This is a genomic window from Virgibacillus salinus, from assembly GCF_900102415.1.
Classification (GTDB): Bacteria; Bacillota; Bacilli; order Bacillales; family Amphibacillaceae; genus Lentibacillus; species Lentibacillus subterraneus.
Genome location: NZ_FNKD01000006.1, coordinates 34,145 through 54,301 on the forward strand (window position 1 = coordinate 34,145; position 20,157 = coordinate 54,301).

Genomic DNA, 20,157 nt, shown 5'->3' on the forward strand with positions numbered 1-20,157 from the left:
TCCCCTCGCTCTCATTGGCAGCAATCTGTTACTTAATAAAACCTGTGTAGTGTCGTTTCACTAATTGACTTTCCAATTGTTTCATTGTTTGCAGTGCAACACCTACAACGATTAGTAAGCTAGTGCCACCGATTTGTACTGCTTGCGGCAGATTTGCAAGACCACCTAAGAGGATAGGAAGCACAGAAACAGCTGCTAGGAAGATAGATCCTACAAATGTTAAACGATACATAACGCGTGTAAGATACGTTTCTGTATTTTTCCCAGGACGAATACCTGGTATATATCCACCTTGTTTTTGCAAGTTCTCTGCCATTTGTTCTGGATTTACTTGAACAAACGTATAAAAATAAGTGAATGCAATGATTAATGCTACATAAATGACCATGCCAATCGGCTGGGTATAGTCAAATATCGTTCCAATTGTTTCAGCAAACTCATTACCTTCAAATAACCCTGCAACCGTTCTTGGTGCGATAATAAATGCAATTGCAAAGATTACCGGGATAACTCCGGCAGCATTTACTTTTAACGGTAAATGTGTAGAGTGTCCACCCACTGGCGAACGATTTACAAGCTTTTTAGCATATTGAATTGGAATTTTACGTAGTGCTTGCTGGATAAAGATAACACCAACAACTACCGCCACTACTACCAATGCAATTAAAGCAACAATTATAATGTTAATAAATAACTCATCACCAGGATCTACAAAATACTGGCTATATAATTGATTTACTCCATTTGGAACTGCTGCTACGATACCAGCAAAAATTAAAATAGAGATTCCGTTTCCAACACCATTTGCTGTGATTTGTTCTCCCAACCACATCAAGAATGTTGTTCCACTTGTTAGTACGAGAGCAATGATAATAAATTTTAATACGCTTGGGTCAGCTATTAATAATCCACCAGCCATTGCATTAAAACCAATTGACATCGCGATCGCCTGGACAAACGCAAGTGCAACTGTGCCGTATCGAGTAATTTGTGCTAACTTCTTGCGGCCCATTTCTCCTTGCTTTTTCCATTCGGTGAACTTTGGTACAACATCCATTTGCAGTAATTGCATAATAATCGCTGCAGTAATATAAGGCATAATCCCCATCGCAAAAATAGAGAAGTTTTGTAATGCCCCACCACCAAATGTGTTTAAAAAGCCGAATACGTTTTGTTGATTCATAAAATCGATAGCTTCTTTATCTGTATATGGCACCGGAATAAATGTACCAAGACGGAATACAACTAACATTAGTAATGTAAATATGATCTTCCGTCTAATGTCACCTACTCGCATTAAATTGGAAATCGTACGGAACATTAAATCACCTCTGTTTTACCGCCCGCTGCTTCGATAGCTTCCTTCGCTGAAGCAGAGAACTTATGAGCTTTTACAGTAAGTTTCTTTTCAACAGCACCCTTACCTAGTACCTTGATACCAGCTTTCAGATTGCTAACGGCACCTTTTTCAAGTAATAGCTCAGGTGTAATTTCTGTGCCTTCTTCAAATTTATTTAATGCATCCAGGTTTACAATCGCAAATTCTTTACGGTGAATATTTGTGAATCCTCGTTTAGGCAGGCGTTGGAATAATGGCAATTGGCCACCTTCAAAGCCCGGGCGAGTGTTTCCACCTGAACGTGCTTTTTGTCCTTTATGTCCTCTGCCGGAAGTTTTTCCGTTACCAGATGACATACCACGACCTACGCGATTACGCTTTTTGCGAGTTCCTTCTGACGCCTTCAATTCATGAAGTTTCATTCGAGCACCTCCTCTTTACGCTAATGTTTAATTAAACTTCTTTAACCGCTATGAGATGAGATACTTTGTTAACCATACCGCGTACAGCTGGAGTATCTTCACGAACTACGGATTGATGAATTTTTTTCAGACCTAGTGTTTGAACAGTTTGACGTTGTACTTCTGTTCGACCAATAACACTTCGCGTGAGGGTGATTTCTAATTTTTTAGACATAGTATTTCCCTCCTTATCCTAACAGTTCTTCTACAGACTTTCCGCGTAGTTTAGCTACGTCTTCTGCACGTTTTAAGTTTGATAGTCCACTTAGTGTTGCACGAATCATGTTGATTGGTGTATTTGAACCAAGTGACTTAGTTAAAATATCGCCGACACCTGCAAGTTCTAGTATAGCACGGACAGGTCCTCCGGAAATTACTCCAGTACCTTCAGTTGCAGGCTTCATTAATACGTTACCTGAACCAAATCTTCCATTAATTTCGTGTGGAATAGTTGTTCCAACGATAGGTACTGTGATTAGGCTTTTCTTTGCATCATCAACAGCTTTCTTAATTGCTTCTGGTACCTCTTGTGCTTTTCCAGTACCAAAACCTACATGGCCGTTTTTATCTCCAACTACAACCAATGCAGCAAAACGGAAACGACGTCCACCTTTAACAACTTTTGCAACACGGTTGATTGTAACAACGCGTTCTTCAAGATCTAATTTGTTCGGATCAATGCTAGTATGCATCTATGTCCCTCCTTTATCTATCGATTAAAATTCAAGACCTGCCTCACGGGCAGCTTCAGCTAATGCTTTTACACGTCCATGATAAAGGTAGCCTCCGCGATCAAACACAACCGATTTGAAACCTTTATCCTGGGCACGTTTTGCAACTACTTCTCCGACTTGTTTAGCTGCATCTACATTGCCTGTCGCTTCAATCTTCATTTCATTATCTTTTGTAGAAGCACTTGCAACAGTAACTCCTTGAGTATCATCAATTAATTGTGCATAGATGTGTTTATTTGAACGGTACACATTTAGACGAGGCTGTTCGGTTGTTCCAAAAACGGATTTACGAACTCGCGCATGTCTTCTCTTGCGTACAGCGTTTTTGTCAGGCTTTGTGATCATCTAGGTCACTCCTTTCTGCTCCCTAACTAACCTTACTTAGCAGTTTTACCTTCTTTTTGTCTTACATATTCACCTTCATAGCGAATACCTTTACCTTTATAAGGTTCTGGTGGTCTGATTGCTCTAATGTTTGCCGCAACCTCACCAACCAACTCTTTACTAATACCTTTTACGATAATTTGTGTGTTTTTAGGAACATCTATCTCGATACCATCAATTGGGTCAAGTTCAACCGGGTGTGAATAACCTGCGTTAATCACTACTTTGTCACCTTGTTTTAAGGCACGGTAACCAACACCACTGATTTCAAGATTTTTCTCAAAACCTTTATGAACTCCTTGAACCATGTTACCAATCAAACTGCGAGTCGTACCGTGCAGAGCTCGGTGTTCTTTATGGTTACTTGGACGTTCAACAGTTAAAACATTATCTTCTATAACAACTTTCATGTCCTGATGAAAGTCTCTTGTTAATTCACCTTTTGGGCCTTTTACTGTAGCAGTGTTTCCATTAATGTTTATCTCAACACCCTCTGGAATTTCCACTGGCTTAAGTCCTATACGAGACATCCCATGCACCTCCTGTCTTAAAAGTATATATTATTACCAAACATATGCTAGTACTTCGCCACCAATAGCTTGTGTACGTGCTTCTTTGTCAGATAGCACTCCATTTGATGTTGATACAACAGCAATACCTAAGCCATTTAGTACACGAGGTACTTCATCAGCTTTTGCGTAGACACGCAAACCTGGTTTACTTATACGTTTGATACCTGTTATTACTCGTTCGTTGCTTGCGCCGTACTTAAGGAAAATACGCAGTACGCCTTGCTTATTGTCTTCAATAAATTCATAATCACGTACGAAACCTTCACGTTTAAGGATATCAGCGATTTCGTTCTTGATTTTTGAAGCCGGAAGCTCTAACTTTTCATGGCGCACCATGTTTGCATTACGAATACGAGTTAGCATATCTGCGATTGGATCTGTCATAACCATTACTACATTACCTCCTTCCCGAATCGGGGTTTACCAGCTTGCTTTTTTGACACCAGGAATTTGACCTTTATAGGCAAGTTCGCGGAAACAAATACGGCAAAGTTTAAATTTACGAATTACAGAATGCGGGCGTCCACATCGTTCACAACGTGTATATTCACGTACTTTGTACTTTTGTGGGCGTTTTTGTTTCGCAATCATTGATTTTTTAGCCACAATTTTCCCTCCTTGTATTAGCTCCTAGCTTACTTTTGGAAAGGCATGCCTAGCTGAGCTAAAAGTTCACGTGCTTCTTCGTCAGTATTGGCAGATGTTACAATAACAATGTCCATACCACGAACTTTACTTACTTTATCATAGTTGATTTCTGGGAAAATTAGCTGTTCTTTAACACCTAATGTATAGTTGCCACGACCATCAAATGCTTTCTTTGAGATACCACGGAAATCACGAACACGTGGAAGTGAAACTGCAATAAGCTTTTGTAGGAATTCATGCATACGATCGCCACGAAGCGTTACTTTTGCTCCAATTGGCATCCCTTCACGCAAACGAAATCCAGCAATTGACTTTTTAGCACGAGTCACCATTGGTCTTTGCCCAGAAATTAGTGCAAGTTCTTCAACTGCATTATCTAATGCTTTTGAGTTCTGTACTGCATCACCAACACCCATGTTGATAACAATTTTCTCGATAGACGGTGCTTGCATAACAGAATCATAATTAAATTTATTCATTAATGACGGCAATACGTCGTCATGGTACTTTTGTTTAAGTTCATTCATCATGTCGCCCTCCTTTCGTCGCTAAACTATTTATCTAATGCTTCACCGGATTTTTTAGCGATGCGGACTTTTTTTCCGTCACGATCTTCATATCCAACGCGAGTTGGTTCACCGGATTTTGGATCTAATGGCATTACGTTAGAAACATGAATTGGTGCTTCCTGGTTAAGAATTCCACCTTGTGGATTGTCTTGTGAAGGTTTTGCGTGTTTTTTAATCATATTGATACCTTCTACTAGGACACGTTCTTTTTTAGGATATGCTTCTAAAATAGTACCTTGTTTATCACGGTCTTTACCGGAAATTACTTTGACTTTATCACCTTTTTTTACATGCATGCTTTACGCACCTCCTTGACAAGGCTTTTCATTACTCATTATAGAACTTCTGGAGCTAGAGATACGATTTTCATGAACTTTGCTTCACGTAATTCACGTGCAACTGGTCCGAAGATACGAGTACCTCGTGGACCTTTATCATCACGGATAATTACGGCAGCATTTTCATCAAAACGAATATATGATCCATCTTTACGGCGCATTCCTGTCTTTGAACGTACGATGACGGCTCTTACAACCTCACCTTTTTTAACAACGCCACCTGGTGTTGCGTGTTTTACGGAACAAACAATTACATCACCAATGTTAGCTGTTTTACGTCCAGAACCACCCAATACTTTAATGGTTAATACTTCACGAGCACCAGAGTTATCTGCAACTTTTAAACGAGTTTCTTGTTGAATCATATCGCTGTGACCTCCCTTCGGATACCTTCCGAGCGAACTTTATTATATTATTACCGCTTCTTCAACGATTTCAACTAGACGGAAACGTTTAGTTGCTGATAGCGGACGAGTTTCCATGATTTGAACAACATCATTATTTTTAGCTTGATTATTTTCATCATGTGTTTTGAATTTTTTAGAGTACTTTACACGCTTACCGTATAAGGAATGAAACTTGTAAGTTTCAACTAAAACAGTAATTGTTTTATCCATTTTGTCTGAAACGACACGGCCTGTATATACTTTACGATCATTACGCTCAGTCATTGAGGTTATCCTCCTCTCTTGTTTCAGTTATTCACGCTTACTTCACGTTGACGTACAACTGTTTTCATACGAGCAATAGACTTTCTTACCTCACGAATACGTGCGGTGTTTTCCAATTGGCCTGTTGCTAGCTGAAAGCGTAAATTAAATAGTTCTTCTTTTAACGATTTAACTTTTTGTTCAATTTCGGCAGTGGTTAGTTCTCTAATTTCATTAGCCTTCATTGATTTCACCACCAATTTCTTCACGTTTTACGAATTTAGTTCTAATCGGCAGTTTATGAGAAGCAAGACGCAACGCTTCACGTGCAACTTCTTCTGGTACACCAGCGATTTCAAACATTATTTTTCCTGGTTTAACTACTGCTACCCATCCTTCTGGAGCACCTTTACCGGAACCCATGCGGACCTCTAGGGGTTTTGCAGTATATGGTTTGTCTGGAAAGATTTTAATCCAAACTTTACCGCCACGTTTCATGTAACGAGTCATTGCAATACGAGCGGCCTCGATTTGACGACTTGTAATCCAAGAAGCTTCAAGTGCTTGTAGACCATATTCACCAAAAGCTACTGTAGTTCCACCTTTAGCACGGCCATTCATTTTACCACGATGTTGCTTACGATATTTCACACGTTTAGGCATTAACATAATGCATTTCCCCCTTCCTTACTTATTAGTTTTAGTTGGAAGGACTTCTCCACGATAGATCCACACTTTAACGCCCAACTTACCATAAGTTGTGTCAGCTTCAGCTGTGCCATAGTCGATATCAGCACGCAATGTGTGTAGTGGTACTGTTCCTTCACTGTAATGTTCCGCACGAGCGATGTCTGCGCCACCTAAACGTCCGGATACTTGTGTTTTAATTCCTTTTGCTCCTCCGCGCATTGCGCGTTGAATAGTTTGCTTTTGAGCACGACGGAATGAAATACGATTTTCTAATTGACGAGCAATGTTATCAGCAACTAATACAGCGTTTAAATCAACTTTCTTAATTTCAACGATATTGATGTGAACACGCTTGCCAGTCAGACTATTTAATGATTTACGTAGAGCTTCTACTTCTGAACCGCCTTTACCAATAACCATACCTGGTTTACCAGTATGAATGGTGATGTTTACACGGTTTGCTGCACGTTCGATGTCGATAGAAGAAACAGCAGCAATGCGTAAGCGATTTTCAAGATATTCTCTAATCTTAATATCTTCGTGTAGTAAGTCTGCATAGTCTTTGCCTGCATACCACTTTGACTCCCAGTCACGAATGATACCAACGCGAAGACCTTTTGGATTTACTTTTTGACCCACTGACTATCCCTCCTTCTTTTCAGTTACAACCACTGTAATATGGCTTGTGCGTTTATTGATTTTACTTGCACGTCCTTGTGCACGTGGACGAAAACGTTTCAATGTAGCACCTTCATTTACAAATACTTCAGAAACTACCAGGTTATCTGCTTCCATTTCATAGTTGTGTTCCGCATTCGCAATTGCAGAATTTAGTACTTTTTCTACAACTGGAGAAGCACCACGTTGTGTGTGGCGTAGTATTCCTACTGCTTCACCAACTTCTTTTCCTCGAATCAAATCTACGACTAAACGAACTTTACGAGGAGCAATACGAACAGATTTCGCAACGGCTTTAGCTTGCATGTGGAGCGCCTCCTCTCATTAGCGTTTTGTTTTCTTATCATCGCCACCGTGTCCTCTATAAGTACGGGTTGGCGCGAATTCACCTAATTTATGTCCGACCATATCTTCTGTAACATAGACAGGTACGTGTTTACGTCCGTCATATACAGCAATCGTATGACCAACAAAAGTAGGGAATATTGTTGAGCGACGAGACCAAGATTTAACTACTTGTTTCTTGTCAGATTCATTTAAAGTATCAATCTTTTTCAATAGATGGTCATCTGCAAAAGGTCCCTTTTTCAAGCTACGACCCATGGATAAACCTCCTTTCGTAATTGAACGACGGATCTTACCGCCCGTCGTCTCATCCGTTTATTTTTTACGCTTACGAACGATATATTTATCTGTAGGTTTATTACGCTGACGCGTTTTGTAACCAAGTGTAGGCTTACCCCAAGGTGACATTGGTGATTTACGTCCGATTGGTGCACGTCCTTCACCACCACCATGTGGGTGATCATTAGGGTTCATAACAGAACCACGAACAGTCGGGCGCTTGCCTAACCAGCGAGAGCGACCAGCTTTACCTATAGTTATAAGCTCATGCTCAAGGTTTCCAACTTGGCCAATTGTTGCACGGCATGAAGATAATATTAAACGAACTTCGCCTGATTTCAAGCGTACCAACGTATATTTATCTTCACGTCCAAGAATCTGAGCTTCTGCCCCAGCTGAGCGTACAAGTTGTCCGCCACGTCCAGGCTTCAATTCAATGTTGTGGATAATAGTACCCACTGGAATGTTTTGAAGTGCAAGACTATTACCTAGCTTAATATCTGCTTGTTCGCCAGATTCAATTTTTTGTCCTACTTTGATTCCTTTTGGTGCTAATATATAACGCTTTTCTCCATCTGCATAATGAATTAATGCAATATTAGCTGAGCGGTTCGGATCATATTCCACTGTAGCAACGCGTCCAGGTATTCCATCTTTATCACGCTTAAAGTCAATTATACGGTATTGACGCTTGTGACCTCCGCCTTTATGACGAACTGTAAGCTTACCTTGGTTATTACGACCGCCACGCTTGTAAATTGAACTTAATAGTGACTTTTCCGGAGTATCCGTAGTAACCTCTGCAAAGTCAGATGAAGACATGAAACGCCTGCCGTTAGTTGTTGGTCTGAATTTTTTAATAGCCATTTTGTTTTCCCTCCTTCACTAGTTTCTCTATTTAACCTTCAAAGAAGTCTAGGTCTTTACTATCTTCTGAAAGCTGCACAATAGCTTTTTTGCGATCTGAACGGTATCCGCCGTAACGGCCCATTCGCTTGAATTTACCTTTAATATTCATAGTGTTTACTTTTTCTACCTTCACACCAAAAACTAGCTCAACAGCGTCTTTAATCTCTGTTTTGTTTGCTTTTGGAGTTACTTCAAAAGTATATTTCTTTTCTGCCATTAAGTCAGCAGAACCTTCTGTAATGACAGGGCGCTTTATAATATCACGTGGATCTTTCATTATGCAAGCACCTCCCCTGCTTTTTCAGCTGCATCCTTGGTTATGATCAGCTTGTCATGCGTAAGCAAGTCTAGTACATTCACTTCTTCTACAGTAAGTACATTTACGTTCTGTAGATTATTGGCAGAACGAACTACTGTTTCGTCTCTGTCAGCAGTTACGATTAATGCTTTTTTATCTGCATTAAGCGCATTAAGCATTTGTACAACTTCTTTTGTTTTTGGAGCATCTATTGCAATGCTTTCCACTACAATCAAGTCTTCTTCCTTTGCTTTTGAAGAAAGTGCCGACTTAAGTGCTAAACGACGTACTTTTTTCGGTAGTTTATAGCTGTAGCTACGTGGTGTTGGGCCAAATACAGTTCCACCGCCAACCCATTGTGGTGAACGAGTTGAACCTTGACGTGCACGACCTGTTCCTTTTTGTCTCCACGGTTTAGCTCCGCCGCCACGAACTTGTGAACGGTTTTTAACAGCATGTGTGCCCTGACGTAGTGATGAACGTTGCATTAATACTGCTTCATTCAAAACATGTGTGTTTGGCTCAATACCGAATACGGAGTCGTTTAATTCAAAATCTCCAGCTTTAGATCCATCTTGTTTTAATAGTGCTACTTTAGGCATGACATATCCTCCCTTCGTGTATATGATTAGTTAGCCTTTAATGCACTCGCAATTTTTACGAATGATTTTTTTGCACCAGGGATATTACCTCTGATTAAAAGCAGATTGCGTTCAGCGTCTACCTTCACAATATCAAGGTTTTCAATGGTGATTTGTTTACCACCCATTTGACCTGGAAGTTTCTTGCCTTTGAAAACACGCATTGGGTCAATTACACCCATCGCACCTGGCGATCTATGAAAATGAGAGCCGTGAGTGGACGGTCCGCGTTGTTGTCCGTGGCGTTTGATAACCCCTTGGAAACCTTTCCCTTTAGAAGTACCAGTTACATCGACTTTATCGCCAGTTTGAAAAACATCAACGCCAAGTTCTTGACCAACTTCATATTCATCAAGATTTGCGTTACGGATTTCACGAACGTAGCGCTTAGGGGCTGTGTTTGCTTTATCAGCATGGCCTTTTTCCGCTTTGTTTGTACGTGATTCCTTTTCATCTGCAAAACCGATTTGTACTGCTTCGTAGCCATCATTTTCTAATGTTCTTTTTTGTAATACTACGTTTGGCTCAGCTTGAACAACTGTTACCGGGACTAACTCTCCCTCGTCAGAAAATAACTGAGTCATGCCGATTTTACGACCTAAGATTCCTTTCGTCATCCGTTACACCTCCTATATAATTCAATAATTTATAATTTAATTTCAATATCCACACCGGATGGTAAGTCAAGACGCATCAATGAATCAACTGTTTGTGGTGTTGGATTAACAATGTCGATCAAGCGCTTATGAGTACGCATTTCGAACTGCTCACGAGCATCTTTGTATTTGTGCACCGCACGCAATACAGTGTAAACAGATCTTTCTGTAGGCAACGGAATCGGTCCAGAAACACTCGCTCCAGAACGCTTCGCTGTATCTACAATCTTTTCAGAAGACTGATCTAAAATACGGTGATCATATGCTTTCAATCGAATTCTAATCTTTTCTTTTGCCATTATTTTCCCTCCTTTTCGCCCATTTTATAATAGACATTCTCCGTGAAAATTTCTTGACCATCCGCCATGGCAAAGGGGCCGGGTGTGTCAACAACCTTTCACTTCATCGCCTTTTTTGACCAACATTAATATTATAAAGAAAAAACGTGGTCAATGCAACCTTTTTTTATGAATAACTATTTGATTGCACATCTATGTATTATACAAACTTATTCCGCTGATTGCAAGGAGTTAGAGAAATTTTTTTGTAGAAATTTGCTCAAACTAGAATTAAATTCTGTTGAGCGGGTTTTGTGTGCGTGACCACTCGCCTTAATCTCTCATTTCATATGTGGGTTAGTATCTCGAGAATTACCGCAAATGCCAGGTACCGCCCCAACTCATAATAACCCGCCGGAAATTTACTACGCGTACTTTAGGGCATGAAGTTTGCCACTCGGAATGATAGTCTGACAAACGAGCGAAATGAATCCTCATTCCGCTAATTGGCAAAAAAGGTGCTCTTAGAAGGGTGAGACGGATCCTCGTTCCGTTAATAGCTGTAAATCAGCCAATTTTGAGGTGAAAATGACAAATAGCGGAACGAGGATCCGAACCCAGGCTTGAAACGATGGTTTTCAAGGAAATAACGGAATGAGGATCCGCCAAATCAGTTGAAGCGATTCCTAATTCCGTTAGAAATGGCTTCTGAAATAAAAGAGGCGAAATCTATGCTAATTTCTACGCGACTTCTATCGTTATCCGGACAGAAGCCCTTATTTTAGCAGTTAAGTATAAATACTTTCTTACTGCATAAGTGCAACTAAGACTTATCTCTATTAAGGTTTGGCGAATGCCAAGTTTTCTAACATATACCTTGATTAATAGAATGCTTTAAGGTCCACAGTGTCCGCAAAACCACATATTTGCTATAAAAAATGTTTCTAATTAGATTAAATTCATTTTCATAATAAATGGTGCTGCGCATTCGACAGCCAAGTTATTTTCTTACCTGCTGAATAAAACGAAACTAAAAAAGCAGACAGCGTCGTCACGCTGTCTGCTTTTTATTTAACATAATAATTATTTTTGAATTGAAGATACAACGCCTGATCCAACAGTACGTCCGCCTTCACGGATTGAGAAACGTGTACCGTCTTCAATAGCGATTTTTGAAATTAACTCAACATCCATTTCGATATTATCGCCAGGCATTACCATTTCTACTCCTTCTGGAAGTTGAATAACTCCAGTTACGTCAGTTGTACGGAAGTAGAACTGCGGACGATAGTTAGCGAAGAATGGAGTATGACGTCCACCTTCTTCTTTAGATAACACATAAACTTCTGCTTTAAAATTTGTATGTGGTGTAATTGAACCTGGTTTAGCTAGTACTTGACCACGGTTGATATCATCACGTGATACCCCACGAAGAAGTGCACCAATGTTGTCACCTGCTTCAGCATAATCAAGAAGCTTACGGAACATTTCAACACCAGTTACAGTTGTTTTAGATGGAGCTTCAGCAAGACCGATAATCTCAACATCGTCACCAACTTTAACTGAACCACGTTCAACACGGCCAGTTGCAACAGTACCACGGCCAGTAATTGAGAATACGTCCTCAACTGGCATCATGAATGGCTTGTTATTGTCACGTTCTGGAGTTGGAATGTACTCATCAACTGCAGCCATAAGTTCGAAGATTTTTTCTTCGTAATCTGCATCGCCTTCAAGAGCTTTAAGTGCAGAACCTTTAATTACTGGGATATCGTCACCAGGGAAGTCGTATTCAGTTAATAGATCGCGAACTTCCATTTCAACTAGTTCTAGTAATTCTTCGTCATCTACCATATCTGTTTTGTTAAGGAAAACAACAATCGCCGGAACACCAACGTTGCGTGAAAGCAAAATGTGTTCACGTGTTTGTGGCATAGGACCATCAGCGGCAGATACTACTAGAATAGCACCATCCATTTGTGCTGCACCGGTAATCATGTTTTTAACATAGTCAGCGTGTCCAGGGCAGTCAACGTGAGCATAGTGACGAGTATCTGTTTCATACTCAACGTGAGATGTTGCGATTGTAATACCGCGTTCTCTTTCTTCTGGAGCATGGTCGATTTGGTCAAACGCCATTGCAGTACCTTCACCAGATTGTTTGTGCAATGTAGTAGTAATTGCAGCAGTTAATGTTGTTTTACCATGGTCAACGTGTCCAATTGTTCCAATGTTAACGTGACTTTTTGAGCGATCGAACTTTTCTTTAGCCATTTATAGTTCCTCCTTTAAATAAATAAAAGTATGTTTTAGATTTTATATTTTCAGCCAAGAAATAACAATTATGTTATTTCTTAGCCTTCAATAAAAGTTATACTTCAGATTTAGAAAAAAATCAATTATTCGCCTGCATTTTTCTTGACAATTTCTTCTGAAATACTTTTCGGCACTTGTTCATAATGATCAAAGTGCATTGTAAATGTCCCGCGGCCTTGCGTGTTTGAACGTAATGCAGTTGCATAACCGAACATTTCTGCAAGTGGTACAAATGATTTAACAAGTTGTGCCGGCCCGCGTGGTTCCATTCCTTCTACACGTCCACGACGTGAAGTAACATCACCCATGATATCTCCCATGTATTCTTCAGGGATTACGATTTCAACTTTCATCATAGGCTCTAAAAGAACAGGCTGACATTTGTTTTTAGCAGCCTTTAAGGCCATTGAACCAGCTATCTTAAATGCCATTTCGTTTGAGTCTACATCATGATAACTTCCATCATAAAGTGTTGCTTTAATATCAATTAATGGGTAGCCAGCTAATACACCATTTGCTGTTGATTCTTTAATACCTTGTTCAACAGATGGAATGTATTCACGTGGTACAACACCACCAACGATTTTATTAGTGAATTCAAAGCCTGCACCTTCTTCGTTAGGTTCAAATTTAACCCAAACGTGTCCGTATTGTCCACGACCACCAGACTGACGTACGAATTTACCTTCAACTTCAGCTGATCCGCGGAATGTCTCACGGTACGCTACCTGTGGTGCACCAACAGTTGCTTCTACTTTAAATTCTCTTTTTAGACGGTCAACGATAATATCAAGGTGTAATTCACCCATACCAGAAATAATTGTTTGACCAGTTTCTACGTCTGTTTCTGTTCTGAATGTAGGATCCTCTTCTGCAAGTTTACCTAAAGCAATTGCCATTTTATCCTGGTCAGCTTTTGTTTTAGGTTCAATTGCAACACCGATAACCGGTTCAGGGAAGTCCATTGATTCCAAGATTACAAGATCCTTCTCAGCACAAAGTGTATCCCCTGTTGATGTATCTTTCAAACCAACTCCGGCAGCTATCTCTCCTGCATATACAGTTGAGATTTCTTCACGGGAATTTGCGTGCATTTGCAGGATACGTCCTACACGCTCACGCTTATCCTTTACTGAGTTCTTAACATAAGAACCAGAAGATAATGTTCCAGAATATACGCGGAAGAATGTTAACTTACCAACGTATGGGTCTGTCGCCACTTTAAATGCTAGTGCAGAGAAAGGCGCGTCATCAGATGACTCACGAACTACTTCCTCTTCCGTACCAGGGATCTTACCTTCTATTGGTGGAACATCAGTTGGTGCTGGCAAATAATCAATTACACCATCCAACATTAGTTGAACACCTTTGTTTTTGAAAGCTGACCCAACAAATACAGGGTAAAATTCAATATTTAGTGTTGCTGTACGAATCGCTTTTTTAAGTTCGTCGTTGGAGATTTCCTCTCCTTCTAGATACTTCATCATTAGCTCTTCGTCTAACTCGGAAACAGCTTCTACTAAGCTAGCACGCAGCTCTTCTGCTTTTTCTTTATATTCTGCTGGAATCTCGCGCGCTTCTGCACGTGTTCCCAGATCATCTAGATAATAGTAAGCATCCATTGTGATGAGGTCAATAATACCTTCAAAATCATCCTCAGCTCCAATTGGTAATTGAACTGGATGAGCGTTAGCACCTAAACGTTTTTTTAATGTCTCTGTGGAATAAAGGAAATCTGCTCCCACTTTATCCATCTTGTTAATAAATACCACTCTAGGTACACCATAAGTTGTTGCCTGGCGCCATACAGTTTCGGTTTGTGGTTCCACACCTGATTGCGCGTCAAGAACAGTTACCGCCCCATCAAGTACACGCAATGAACGTTCAACTTCTACTGTGAAGTCTACGTGTCCTGGTGTATCAATGATGTTTATACGATAACCTTTCCATTGAGCAGTAGTTGCTGCGGATGTAATTGTGATACCGCGCTCTTGCTCCTGCTCCATCCAGTCCATCTGAGAAGCGCCTTCATGAGTTTCGCCAATTTTATGAATACGTCCTGTATAGAAAAGAATACGCTCAGTAGTAGTGGTCTTACCTGCATCAATGTGTGCCATAATACCAAGATTACGCGTCTTTTCCAAGGAGAACTCTCTAGCCATGTATTCTTCTCCTTCCTGTAAAAATCTTTATTTTGTTTTATTACCAGCGATAGTGAGCAAATGCTTTATTGGCTTCAGCCATCTTATGCAATTCTTCGCGTTTTTTAACTGATGATCCTGTGTTGTTGGAAGCGTCAAGAATTTCATTGGCAAGTCGCTCTTCCATTGTTTTTTCTCCGCGAAGACGTGAGTAATTAACAACATAACGTAAACCTAGTGCTTGACGGCGTTCTGGGCGTACTTCCATCGGTACTTGGTAGTTTGAACCACCAACACGACGTGCTCGAACCTCAAGTACTGGCATTACATTTTTCATTGCTTGTTCAAAAACTTCCATTGCGTTTTGTCCACTTCTTTCTGCGACAAGTTCAAACGCATTATAAAGAATTTTTTGTGCTTTACCTCTTTTACCGTCTATCATGATTTGATTGATTAAACGTGTAACTAGCTTTGAATTATAAAGCGGATCTGGCAAGACATCGCGTTTAGGTACTGGTCCTTTACGTGGCATATGTCCCCCTCCTTTCCTAGAACTATATTATAAAATTATTTCTTTTTAGGTTTTTTTGCACCATATTTAGAACGGCCTTGTGCACGGCCTTCTACACCAGCGGTATCAAGTGCTCCACGTACAATGTGGTAACGAACACCCGGTAAATCTTTAACACGACCGCCACGGATCAATACTACACTGTGCTCCTGTAGATTGTGTCCAATTCCAGGAATATATGCAGTTACCTCCATGTTATTTGACAAACGAACACGTGCATACTTACGAAGTGCAGAGTTCGGTTTTTTCGGTGTTAATGTACCAACTCGTGTACAAACGCCACGTTTGTGTGGTGAATTTTCATCCGTAGCTCTTTTCTTGAAGCTGTTGTACCCTCTATTTAGTGCAGGAGAGTCAGATTTTCTTGGTTTGTTCACACGACCTTTACGTACAAGTTGATTTATTGTAGGCATAATTGTTATCCTCCCTTCTTGTTTATAAGCTTAATTTAACCCAGTTGCCACCCAATTTTTGGTTATTTGTAATCCCACATATCCAGGTGGTTCATCCTTTAGCAAAAAACAAAGCCTTCGCGAAAAAATCCGCCAAAACCTCTATTGTTTTACTGCTACTGTCGATGCACCAACGTCTATGCCGCAAGCAGCGCCTAGTCGTTCCATCGAATCAACACGGTGACAAGGCATATCCAGCTCATTAGCTAAACGCTCTACCTTTTGTGTGATTTGTTGGTCTGCATCATCAGCAATAAAAACTTCACTTACCTCGCCATTTTTCATAGCTTTAAGTGTTTGCTTCGTTCCGATTATCAGCTGTGTTTGAACCTGAGTTACTTTTTCATAAGACATTAGCATATCCTCCAAAGTAACAAGTACAATCGGAAACACCTTAAACATAGTATCATTCTCGTTTTTTAATGTCAACTGAAATTTTACTATTTTATTAGTGTTTCCGAAATTTAGTCACTTGTTTTTGGCAGGAAGAAAATTATAGAACTTTCCTTCCTGCATAAGTTCAACTAGGACTCTCAAGAGTCACGACGACGAAAGCCAAGTTAAATGGTTACTTTACCGTCTCTGTTTCTTCTTGTTCTTCTTCTTTTTCACTCGTTTGATCTAAAGATGATTTGAGCTTACGGTAACGTTGCATTCCAGTTCCAGCAGGGACCAGTTTACCGATGATTACATTCTCTTTAAGACCTAACAGTTCGTCGCGTTTACCCTTAATGGCAGCATCCGTTAACACACGAGTTGTTTCCTGGAAGGATGCAGCTGATAAGAATGAATCAGTCTCCAGTGATGCTTTTGTGATCCCCAGTAATACAGGTTTACCGACAGCTGGTCGTTTTCCTTCCTGTAATACTGCGTTGTTTGCATCTTTGAATTGGTGTATTTCGAGTAATGATCCAGGGAGTACATTTGTATCTCCGGATTCAACAACACGAATTTTACGAAGCATTTGGCGAACCATTACTTCTACGTGTTTATCCCCGATTTCAACACCTTGCATGCGATAAACACGCTGTACTTCACGTAACAAGTATGATTGAACTCCTTGTACGCCTTGTGCACGAAGAAGTTCTTTTGGATCAACAGAACCCTCGGTAAGCTCTTGACCAGCGGATACTTCATCGCCAACAGTAACTTTCATGCGTGCATTGTACGGAACAGGATAAGAGCGCTGTTCTACATCACCTTGAACAACAATTTCCTGCTTATCTTTTACTTCTTTTATTTCATAGACTGTACCATGAACTTCGCTGATAACTGCTTGCCCTTTAGGGTTACGCGCCTCAACCAGCTCCTGAATACGTGGTAAACCTTGTGTAATATCGTCTCCTGCAACCCCACCTGTGTGGAATGTACGCATTGTAAGCTGTGTACCTGGTTCACCGATAGATTGTGCAGCGATAATACCTACCGCTTCACCAACTTCTACCTCATCACCCGTTGCTAGGTTTCGGCCATAGCATTTCTTACAAACGCCATGTTTGGTATTACATGTGAAAGCAGTTCTTATGGTAACTTGCTCATGTCCTGCTTCAATAATTTGTTTTGCTTGATCCTCTGAGATAACTTCATTGATATCTACTATTACTTCACCTGTTTCAGGATGGCTAACCTTTTCAAACGCTGTACGTCCGATTAACCGATCCAACAGTGGTTCGATCAATTCTGTTCCATCGGTTAACGCTGAAACAGGTAAACCACGATCTGTACCACAATCGTCTTCACGAATTATTACATCCTGTGCTACATCGACGAGACGACGGGTTAAGTAACCAGAGTCGGCTGTTTTCAGTGCAGTATCAGCAAGACCTTTACGAGCACCGTGTGTAGAAATAAAGTATTCTAACACCGTTAAACCTTCACGGAAGCTTGATTTGATCGGTAATTCAATAATTTTACCAGCCGGGTTGGCCATCAGACCACGCATACCTGCAAGCTGTGTAAAGTTAGATGCGTTACCTCTTGCACCTGAATCACTCATCATAAATATCGGGTTTCTTGGGTTAAGTGATTGCATTAAACGTTCTTGAATATCATCTTTTGATTTAGACCAGATTGCAATAACTCGGTCATAACGTTCTTCATCGGTAATTAAGCCGCGTCGGAACTGTTTTGACACGTTATCAACCTTAGATTGTGATTCTTCGATAATCTTTTGTTTTTCGGCTAAAACAACGATGTCGGATACACCAACAGTCATTCCTGCTTTTGTTGAATAGCTGAATCCAAGGTCTTTCATTCTGTCAAGCATTTTAGATGTTTCACTAATCTTAAACCGTTTAAACACTTCAGCAATTATATCTCCAAGTATACCTTTCTTAAATGGAGGAATAATCTCACGTGATTTAATCTCTTCCCTAATATCTGTTCCTTTTTTAACAAAATACTTCTCTGGAGTTTTAATTTCCAGATTATCATTTGTTGGTTCATTAATATACGGGAATGATTCAGGTAATATCTCATTAAATATGAGCTTACCTACTGTCGTAATTAACAATTGAGTCTGCTGTTCATCAGTGAATGATCTCTTGTTCAAACTGGATGCCTGCACGGCAACTCTCGTGTGTAAATGAACATAACCATTTTGATAAGCTATCAGCGCCTCATTAAGATCTTTAAATACGCTGCCTTCTCCAATTGCATTCTCGCGTTCAAGTGTCACATAATAGTTACCTAACACCATATCCTGTGATGGCGTTACAACCGGTTTACCATCTTTTGGATTTAGGATGTTTTGAGCAGCAAGCATTAGAATACGTGCTTCCGCTTGAGCCTCTGCCGAAAGTGGCACGTGGACCGCCATTTGGTCACCATCAAAGTCAGCGTTATAAGCTGTACATACTAATGGGTGAAGGCGAATTGCCCGACCCTCTACTAATGTTGGTTCGAATGCCTGAATACCCAAGCGGTGCAGCGTTGGAGCACGGTTAAGCAGTACAGGATGTTCTTTAATAACATCTTCTAATACATCCCAAACATCTGGATGCACCCGTTCAATTTTTCGTTTTGCCGATTTAATATTATGAGCTATACCTCTTTCAACGAGTTCTTTCATGATAAATGGCTTAAATAACTCAAGCGCCATTTCTTTCGGTAACCCGCACTGGTACATTTTAAGACTTGGGCCAACAACAATTACCGAACGCCCTGAGTAGTCTACACGTTTACCAAGTAAGTTCTGGCGGAAACGACCTTGTTTACCTTTTAACATATGAGATAAGGATTTTAATGGTCTGTTTCCCGGACCTGTAACTGGACGGCCACGACGCCCGTTATCAACCAATGCGTCAACAGCTTCCTGTAACATACGTTTCTCGTTTTGCACAATAATACTTGGTGCACCAAGATCCAATAAACGTTTCAATCGATTATTACGGTTAATAACACGACGATATAAATCGTTCAGATCCGAAGTCGCAAAACGTCCTCCATCAAGTTGCACCATTGGACGAATTTCTGGTGGAATAATTGGAAGTACATCAAGGACCATCCATGACGTGTCATTACCTGAATGGCGAAATGCCTCTAAAACATCTAAACGTTTGATTGCACGAGTTCTGCGTTGTCCTTGCGCTGTTTTTAACTCCTCTTGCAATGCTTCAACTTCTTTTTCAAGATCGATATCCTGTAAAAGCTTGCGTATTGCTTCGGCTCCCATTTGTGCTTTGAAAGTTTTGCCATACTTGTCATAATATGCCCGATACTCTTTTTCTGATAGAAGTTGTTTCTTCTCTAATGGTGTATCACCTGACTCTGTAACGATATATGCAGCAAAATAAATCACTTCTTCTAACGCACGTGGGGACATATCTAATACAAGACCCATTCGACTTGGAATCCCTTTAAAATACCAAATATGTGATACTGGTGCAGCTAATTCAATATGACCCATACGCTCACGACGCACTTTAGCTTTGGTAACTTCTACACCACATCGATCACAAACGACACCTTTATACCGTACACGCTTATATTTTCCGCAATGACATTCCCAGTCCTTTTGTGGACCGAAAATACGTTCACAAAATAATCCGTCTTTCTCTGGCTTTAGTGTGCGGTAGTTAATCGTTTCTGGTTTTTTGACCTCGCCGTATGACCAAGAGCGAATTTTTTCTGATGAAGCTAAACCTATTTTCATATACTCAAAGTTATTTACATCTAGCAAGGGGCCTACCTCCCTTTTAGTGTCCGAT

The 20,157-nt window shown here is 40.4% G+C and carries 28 protein-coding genes; all 28 read right to left on the bottom strand.

Features of this window, described 5'->3' with window-relative positions:
- Positions 1 to 28: 28 nt before the first annotated feature.
- Complete coding sequence (gene secY, locus BLS02_RS18395) at positions 29 to 1,321, bottom strand: preprotein translocase subunit SecY (RefSeq protein ID WP_092494494.1); 1,293 nt, start codon at positions 1,319 to 1,321, stop codon at positions 29 to 31.
- A complete protein-coding gene (gene rplO / locus BLS02_RS18400) occupies positions 1,321 to 1,761 on the bottom strand; it encodes a 50S ribosomal protein L15 (RefSeq protein ID WP_092494495.1) in 441 nt (146 codons plus the stop codon). The genes secY and rplO overlap by 1 nt, the downstream gene beginning before the upstream one ends.
- A 31-nt stretch (positions 1,762 to 1,792) precedes the next feature.
- A complete protein-coding gene (gene rpmD, locus BLS02_RS18405) occupies positions 1,793 to 1,975 on the bottom strand; it encodes a 50S ribosomal protein L30 (RefSeq protein ID WP_092494496.1) in 183 nt (60 codons plus the stop codon).
- A 13-nt stretch (positions 1,976 to 1,988) separates the two neighbouring features.
- A complete protein-coding gene (rpsE, locus tag BLS02_RS18410; protein ID WP_092494497.1) occupies positions 1,989 to 2,492 on the bottom strand; it encodes a 30S ribosomal protein S5 in 504 nt (167 codons plus the stop codon).
- A 24-nt stretch (positions 2,493 to 2,516) separates the two neighbouring features.
- Positions 2,517 to 2,879: a 50S ribosomal protein L18 gene (gene rplR / locus BLS02_RS18415; protein WP_092494498.1), complete on the bottom strand. Its 363-nt coding sequence runs from the start codon at positions 2,877 to 2,879 to the stop codon at positions 2,517 to 2,519.
- Between the two features lie 32 nt (positions 2,880 to 2,911).
- Positions 2,912 to 3,448: a 50S ribosomal protein L6 gene (rplF, locus tag BLS02_RS18420; RefSeq protein ID WP_092494499.1), complete on the bottom strand. Its 537-nt coding sequence runs from the start codon at positions 3,446 to 3,448 to the stop codon at positions 2,912 to 2,914.
- 33 nt (positions 3,449 to 3,481) lie between these two features.
- Positions 3,482 to 3,880: a 30S ribosomal protein S8 gene (gene rpsH, locus BLS02_RS18425; protein ID WP_092494500.1), complete on the bottom strand. Its 399-nt coding sequence runs from the start codon at positions 3,878 to 3,880 to the stop codon at positions 3,482 to 3,484.
- Between the two features lie 30 nt (positions 3,881 to 3,910).
- Positions 3,911 to 4,096, bottom strand: coding sequence for a type Z 30S ribosomal protein S14 (locus BLS02_RS18430; RefSeq protein WP_092494501.1), 186 nt, complete (start codon positions 4,094 to 4,096; stop codon positions 3,911 to 3,913).
- A 29-nt stretch (positions 4,097 to 4,125) separates the two neighbouring features.
- Positions 4,126 to 4,665, bottom strand: coding sequence for a 50S ribosomal protein L5 (gene rplE / locus BLS02_RS18435; protein WP_092494502.1), 540 nt, complete (start codon positions 4,663 to 4,665; stop codon positions 4,126 to 4,128).
- A 26-nt stretch (positions 4,666 to 4,691) separates the two neighbouring features.
- Positions 4,692 to 5,003 (bottom strand): 50S ribosomal protein L24, encoded by a 312-nt coding sequence (gene rplX, locus BLS02_RS18440; RefSeq protein ID WP_092494503.1) that lies wholly within the window; start codon positions 5,001 to 5,003, stop codon positions 4,692 to 4,694.
- A gap of 38 nt (positions 5,004 to 5,041) precedes the next feature.
- Positions 5,042 to 5,410: a 50S ribosomal protein L14 gene (gene rplN, locus BLS02_RS18445; protein WP_092494504.1), complete on the bottom strand. Its 369-nt coding sequence runs from the start codon at positions 5,408 to 5,410 to the stop codon at positions 5,042 to 5,044.
- A gap of 42 nt (positions 5,411 to 5,452) precedes the next feature.
- Positions 5,453 to 5,716 (bottom strand): 30S ribosomal protein S17, encoded by a 264-nt coding sequence (gene rpsQ, locus BLS02_RS18450; RefSeq protein WP_092494505.1) that lies wholly within the window; start codon positions 5,714 to 5,716, stop codon positions 5,453 to 5,455.
- Positions 5,717 to 5,739: 23 nt separating this feature from the next.
- On the bottom strand, positions 5,740 to 5,940 hold the full coding sequence (rpmC, locus tag BLS02_RS18455; protein WP_036578662.1) for a 50S ribosomal protein L29: 201 nt from the start codon (positions 5,938 to 5,940) through the stop codon (positions 5,740 to 5,742).
- The gene (rplP, locus tag BLS02_RS18460) at positions 5,930 to 6,364 is read right to left on the bottom strand and encodes a 50S ribosomal protein L16 (RefSeq protein WP_092494506.1); all 435 of its coding nucleotides are present in this window, start codon (positions 6,362 to 6,364) and stop codon (positions 5,930 to 5,932) included. Before rplP ends, rpmC begins: the two co-directional genes overlap by 11 nt.
- Before the next feature lie 18 nt (positions 6,365 to 6,382).
- Positions 6,383 to 7,024 carry a 30S ribosomal protein S3 gene (rpsC, locus tag BLS02_RS18465; protein ID WP_092494507.1) on the bottom strand — a complete coding sequence of 214 codons (642 nt, stop codon included), beginning with the start codon at positions 7,022 to 7,024 and terminating at the stop codon, positions 6,383 to 6,385.
- 3 nt (positions 7,025 to 7,027) lie between these two features.
- The gene (gene rplV / locus BLS02_RS18470; protein ID WP_092494508.1) at positions 7,028 to 7,369 is read right to left on the bottom strand and encodes a 50S ribosomal protein L22; all 342 of its coding nucleotides are present in this window, start codon (positions 7,367 to 7,369) and stop codon (positions 7,028 to 7,030) included.
- 18 nt (positions 7,370 to 7,387) lie between these two features.
- Positions 7,388 to 7,666, bottom strand: coding sequence for a 30S ribosomal protein S19 (gene rpsS / locus BLS02_RS18475; RefSeq protein ID WP_092494509.1), 279 nt, complete (start codon positions 7,664 to 7,666; stop codon positions 7,388 to 7,390).
- Between the two features lie 57 nt (positions 7,667 to 7,723).
- A complete protein-coding gene (gene rplB / locus BLS02_RS18480; RefSeq protein ID WP_092494510.1) occupies positions 7,724 to 8,554 on the bottom strand; it encodes a 50S ribosomal protein L2 in 831 nt (276 codons plus the stop codon).
- A gap of 31 nt (positions 8,555 to 8,585) precedes the next feature.
- On the bottom strand, positions 8,586 to 8,873 hold the full coding sequence (gene rplW / locus BLS02_RS18485; protein WP_092494511.1) for a 50S ribosomal protein L23: 288 nt from the start codon (positions 8,871 to 8,873) through the stop codon (positions 8,586 to 8,588).
- On the bottom strand, positions 8,873 to 9,496 hold the full coding sequence (rplD, locus tag BLS02_RS18490; RefSeq protein ID WP_092494512.1) for a 50S ribosomal protein L4: 624 nt from the start codon (positions 9,494 to 9,496) through the stop codon (positions 8,873 to 8,875). The genes rplW and rplD overlap by 1 nt, the downstream gene beginning before the upstream one ends.
- A 26-nt stretch (positions 9,497 to 9,522) precedes the next feature.
- Positions 9,523 to 10,152: a 50S ribosomal protein L3 gene (gene rplC, locus BLS02_RS18495; protein ID WP_092494513.1), complete on the bottom strand. Its 630-nt coding sequence runs from the start codon at positions 10,150 to 10,152 to the stop codon at positions 9,523 to 9,525.
- A 29-nt stretch (positions 10,153 to 10,181) separates the two neighbouring features.
- Complete coding sequence (rpsJ, locus tag BLS02_RS18500) at positions 10,182 to 10,490, bottom strand: 30S ribosomal protein S10 (protein WP_092494514.1); 309 nt, start codon at positions 10,488 to 10,490, stop codon at positions 10,182 to 10,184.
- A gap of 1,062 nt (positions 10,491 to 11,552) precedes the next feature.
- On the bottom strand, positions 11,553 to 12,743 hold the full coding sequence (tuf, locus tag BLS02_RS18505; RefSeq protein ID WP_092494515.1) for an elongation factor Tu: 1,191 nt from the start codon (positions 12,741 to 12,743) through the stop codon (positions 11,553 to 11,555).
- Between the two features lie 125 nt (positions 12,744 to 12,868).
- Positions 12,869 to 14,947, bottom strand: a complete 2,079-nt coding sequence (fusA, locus tag BLS02_RS18510; protein ID WP_092494516.1) for an elongation factor G — start codon at positions 14,945 to 14,947, stop codon at positions 12,869 to 12,871.
- Between the two features lie 40 nt (positions 14,948 to 14,987).
- The gene (gene rpsG, locus BLS02_RS18515) at positions 14,988 to 15,458 is read right to left on the bottom strand and encodes a 30S ribosomal protein S7 (protein ID WP_092494517.1); all 471 of its coding nucleotides are present in this window, start codon (positions 15,456 to 15,458) and stop codon (positions 14,988 to 14,990) included.
- 35 nt (positions 15,459 to 15,493) lie between these two features.
- Positions 15,494 to 15,910: a 30S ribosomal protein S12 gene (gene rpsL / locus BLS02_RS18520; RefSeq protein ID WP_092494518.1), complete on the bottom strand. Its 417-nt coding sequence runs from the start codon at positions 15,908 to 15,910 to the stop codon at positions 15,494 to 15,496.
- A 141-nt stretch (positions 15,911 to 16,051) separates the two neighbouring features.
- Positions 16,052 to 16,303, bottom strand: coding sequence for a 50S ribosomal protein L7ae-like protein (locus BLS02_RS18525; RefSeq protein ID WP_092494519.1), 252 nt, complete (start codon positions 16,301 to 16,303; stop codon positions 16,052 to 16,054).
- A 214-nt stretch (positions 16,304 to 16,517) separates the two neighbouring features.
- The gene (rpoC, locus tag BLS02_RS18530) at positions 16,518 to 20,129 is read right to left on the bottom strand and encodes a DNA-directed RNA polymerase subunit beta' (protein ID WP_092494520.1); all 3,612 of its coding nucleotides are present in this window, start codon (positions 20,127 to 20,129) and stop codon (positions 16,518 to 16,520) included.
- Positions 20,130 to 20,157: the final 28 nt, after the last annotated feature.